This is a genomic window from Actinomycetota bacterium, from assembly GCA_030017835.1.
GTDB lineage: Bacteria > Actinomycetota > Aquicultoria > UBA3085 > Oleimmundimicrobiaceae > Yes70-04.
On the sequence record JASEGU010000035.1, the window covers coordinates 1 to 4060 of the forward strand.

5 protein-coding genes are annotated in these 4060 nt (G+C 54.3%); all 5 read right to left on the reverse strand.

Going from position 1 to position 4060, the window contains the following annotated elements:
* Positions 1 to 61: 61 nt before the first annotated feature.
* Genes QMD53_06520 through ubiE form a run of 5 tightly spaced genes read right to left on the reverse strand, consistent with a single transcriptional unit; the run spans position 62 to position 3880 of the window.
* On the reverse strand, positions 62 to 364 hold the full coding sequence (locus tag QMD53_06520) for a hypothetical protein (GenBank protein MDI6800298.1): 303 nt from the start codon (positions 362 to 364) through the stop codon (positions 62 to 64).
* A gap of 1 nt (position 365) precedes the next feature.
* Positions 366 to 794: a SoxR reducing system RseC family protein gene (locus QMD53_06525; GenBank protein ID MDI6800299.1), complete on the reverse strand. Its 429-nt coding sequence runs from the start codon at positions 792 to 794 to the stop codon at positions 366 to 368.
* Positions 795 to 803: 9 nt separating this feature from the next.
* On the reverse strand, positions 804 to 2153 hold the full coding sequence (locus tag QMD53_06530; protein ID MDI6800300.1) for an amidohydrolase family protein: 1350 nt from the start codon (positions 2151 to 2153) through the stop codon (positions 804 to 806).
* 39 nt (positions 2154 to 2192) lie between these two features.
* On the reverse strand, positions 2193 to 3176 hold the full coding sequence (locus QMD53_06535) for a polyprenyl synthetase family protein (protein ID MDI6800301.1): 984 nt from the start codon (positions 3174 to 3176) through the stop codon (positions 2193 to 2195).
* Positions 3173 to 3880, reverse strand: coding sequence for a bifunctional demethylmenaquinone methyltransferase/2-methoxy-6-polyprenyl-1,4-benzoquinol methylase UbiE (ubiE, locus tag QMD53_06540; GenBank protein MDI6800302.1), 708 nt, complete (start codon positions 3878 to 3880; stop codon positions 3173 to 3175). The genes QMD53_06535 and ubiE overlap by 4 nt, the downstream gene beginning before the upstream one ends.
* Positions 3881 to 4060: the final 180 nt, after the last annotated feature.

Sequence of the window (4060 nt, forward strand, 5' to 3'; positions counted from 1 at the left end):
TATGGACTGATGGGACATCAAAAATCAGTCTCTTCTTTTTAAATTGCAAGCGTCAACAGTTTTATGGCTTCTCTGCGCCCTCAATTTCGGGGTGACCGGCCGGCTGCTCGCCGCTCATTATCTGCTCCTCCGTCAGTGGCGGCGGGATGACAACCTTCTTCTCCGTCTCTTCAAGGCCCATTATGCTGAAAGTCTTATAGGCGTAGCCGGCAATGAAACCGACGATGAACCAGGCAACTACGACGACTGCGGCCACTCCTCTGATCTTATCGCCCTTTTCGGCTCCCTCTTTTGAAGGCTTTGGTCTTGACCCGCCTTTTGGGCTCTCATCGGCAAAGAGATCATCATCTCCAATTTTGGCCAACTTAAGCCCCTTCTCTCTTGTAGACCTTTACCACTTCCGGGCGGAAGGAGTCTATCTTGGAGGCCCGCCGATCCAGCTTCCTTATGACGATATAAGATAGGCCCAGACTGGCCAGAGCCATGATGAAGCCCAGAGTATCGGCCTCCATCTTGATATAGTTCGAGAGGTAGAGGCCGAGATAAAAACCGGCCAAGAGGAAGATGAGCGGGATTATGAATACTATGGCGTAGGCGGCGACCATATTCTTGGATCTAACATTTAAGGCCACCCGGTCGCCGACCTCGGCTCCGAGGTTGTTTGTAGCCTCGGTCCTCATCGTTCCGCTGACGCTGGCCGAGCAGGCCTTGCAGCCCGTGCAGGCCGGTGAGCGCTCGAATTCTACGACCGCCTTATTTTCTTTGAGCTCTATTACGAGTCCGGTCTCTTTCATGATACCACCTCAACCTTTCAGTTTGGCTATGATGGGCTCGGATGCTGCCCTTATCGCCTCCCTATCCAAGGTGAGGTGTTCACCTCCTTCATATACTATTTTTCCTCCTATCATGGTGAAGACGACATCCTCCTGATTTGCCGTATAGACCAATGATGAGTAGGGATCGCAGGTTAGATTGGTGTGGGTATTTGATATATCGACGGCTATGATGTTGGCCTCCTTATCCTTTTCTAAGGAGCCGACCTTGGAATCGAGTCCCAAGACCTCGGCCCCGCCAAGAGTGGCCATGCGGATGAAGGCCCCGGCCGAGAAGCCCTTTACCTTGGCCTCTTTTCCCCTCTGCAGGAGAAGACCGATCCTCATCTCATCGAACATATCCATCGTGTTATTGCTGGCCGGGCTATCCATGCCGATGGCGACCTTTATCCCCCTTGAAAGAAATTTGCTCAAGGGGGCGATGCCCATGCCGAGCTTTGCGCTGCATTTGGGACAGTGGACGACCGAAACGCCGTATTTCTTCAAGATGTCTATGTCGTAGTCATCAACCTGAACGCAGTGGACGGCGATGACCTTACCAGACTCCAAGGCCTCCCACTGCTCGACATATTTGACCGGACTGACCCCCATGGGCTGCCAGAGAAGGTCATCCCAGCCCATCTCCTTCAAATACCTGGTGGCAAGGGGACTCGCACCGTATTTGACGAACTCCACCTCGTCGGAAGAGCCGGCCAAGTGGAATGAGACCGCAAGGCCGTCTTTCTTGGCCCAGGCGCTGACCGCCTTGAAGAGGAGCGGGCTGACCGCATAAACGGAATAGGGCGAGACCCCGATGCTGATGCCGGTCCCCTTCGTCTCGACCTGCCAGGACTTGACGTTCTCCTTGGCCTCAGCTATCAGCGCCTCGACCTTGGAGTTATCCATGCCTAAGACCTCGCAGAAGATTATCCCACTAAGGCCGGCCTCCTTGGTTGCCCAAAGACTCGCCCCAGAGCTCGTGGTATCAGCGATGGAGGTGATGCCGCTGGAGATGGCCTCCAGGGCTCCCAGGCGGGCCGAGACGAGCCAATCCTCCTTGCTCAAAAGACGCGATTTTTCGGTGACTTGAAGCTTCCAATCGGAAAAGGCGAGATCGTCGCAGGAGCCGCGAAAGACACTATACTCCAAGTGGGAGTGGGCATCGACGAAACCGGGCATGATGACCGAGAGGCCCAAATCCTTGATCTCTTCGCTTCGATATTTGGCTGAAAGCTCCTTTAGCTCTCCAATCTCGACAATCCGGCTGCCGTCCACAAGGACCGCGCCATCCTCGATTGGAGGCTCGCTTATCGGTAGAACCCATCTGGCGGTGAGTAACATCTATCCTCCATAAAGACATGTCTATTTGACGATGAAAAATCAGTGATAGCGTTCGACGACGAACTTGCCGATCGAAGCTAGCGACAGCTTAAGGTTTTGGTTCGGCAAGGGAGCGAGCGCTTCAAGGGCACGCTTGACGAACAAGGTTGCCTTCTCCTTGGCTCTCGCTATGGCCGAGGTCTCCTTGATGATCCCGGTGGCGAAAAGGATATCATAGTCAGATGAATTTACATCCTTTATCACCCTTTGTAAATCCTCACTCCTCTTACTCTCCTCGATGGCGTAGATGATGGGCAGGGTGACGACGCCCTCTTTTATGTCGATTCCGACCGGCTTGCCGAGATCTTTTCGGTCCGCCGTGATGTCCAAGATGTCGTCATATATTTGAAAGGCCACGCCGATCGCCTCGCCGAAATCTCTGACCGCAAGGGCCTCTTCTTCGCTGAGCGGAGCGATGGACGCTCCCGTGAAGCAGGCGGCCGCAAAAAGGGAGGCCGTCTTGCGCAGTGATTTATTCAGATAGCCCTCGACGGTCTGACCCGTATCCCTAAGGGCCTGGGTCTGCTCGATCTCGCCTTTGGTCAGGTCGAGAACGGCCGCGCTCAGGGCCCTTAAAACCTTGGGCTCGTTCAAAGATGAGATGATTTCGAAGGCTAACCCAAAGATGTGATCACCGACCGAGATGGCCGCTTGGCCGCCAAGGAGGAAGTTTACGGTATCGAACCCCCGTCTCTTTAGGGCACCGTCCAAGACATCATCGTGGATCAGAGAGGCGGCGTGAACCAACTCTATGGCCAGAGCGGCCAGGATCAGTTTATTCCGGTCCTCCTTTGTGGATTGACCGCAGACCAGGGTCAAGGTGGGCCGAAGCCTCTTTCCTCCGAAGGTAACGATCTTTGCGGCCGGCTTGAGTACAAGCTGACCACCCTCGTCAAAGAGGTGCTTGAGACGAGATTCGACCGATTGCAAGTCTTCCATTACCTGTCGGCCAAGCTGGATCCCGTAAAAATCGCTTGCGGTCATTTGGTTCCCACGTGGACGGCGACTATGCCTAGATTCAAGTTGATATAATCGACCTCTTTGAAACCGGCTCCCGTCATCATCTTCTTGAGTTCCCTCTGGTTTGGAAAGTTCTTTATGGATGAGGCGAGGTAACGATAGGATTCGAAATCCCCGCCAACCAGGCCGCCCAGGATCGGGATTACGACGGCCAGATAGAGTGAGTAGGCCCGGCTTAAGAAGGGAGATGGCGGGGCAGAGAACTCCAAACAGACCGCCCTCTTGCCCGGTTTTATCACCCGGTGCATCCCTGAGAAGACCTCCTCCATATTGTCCACATTTCTGATCCCAAAGCCGACCGAAGCCCCATCGAAGCTGTCGTCCTTGAAGGGCAGCTCGGTCGCGTCGGCCAGTTCAAAATCGATGTTGCGGTCCAGATTCTGCGCGGCCGCCTTCGATCTTGCGATGGCCAGCATGTCGGGGCAGAAATCGACGGCCTTGACCTTGGTCTTGAAACCCTTTTCGGCAATCCTCATGGCCAGGTCGCCGGTGCCGGTACAGATATCAAGGTATGAGCCGGAGGTGAGGTCGCCGAGCTGGGTGACCGCATATTCCTTCCAGCCGCTTTGAAGGCCGAAGCTTAAAATGGAATTGGTGAGGTCATACCTCTTTGAGACCTTGCAGAATATGTCCTTTACGTATTCGCCTTCGAGTCTGCTCTTTGCCAAATCATCCCACCTTCTTGGAGGGCTTAAGGAGCGCCTTTAAGATACCGAGCGGTCTGAACTTGAGAGGTCCTAGATGATTCGATCTACCGTCCGAAAATAACTGGCTGAGCCAGTTAAAAGCGGCGTGGCTCGAGGCTGATTCTGAGACGCTATAGCGATCAGCGTCCTCTTTGAGCTGGG

What these genes read in the sequence shown, in the direction of transcription:
- QMD53_06535 (MDI6800301.1), bottom strand. Translation starts at nt 3,176, where the DNA reads ATGACCGCAAGCGATTTTTACGGGATCCAGCTTGGCCGACAGGTAATG.
- QMD53_06525 (MDI6800299.1), bottom strand. Translation starts at nt 794, where the DNA reads ATGAAAGAGACCGGACTCGTAATAGAGCTCAAAGAAAATAAGGCGGTC.
- QMD53_06530 (MDI6800300.1), bottom strand. Translation starts at nt 2,153, where the DNA reads ATGTTACTCACCGCCAGATGGGTTCTACCGATAAGCGAGCCTCCAATC.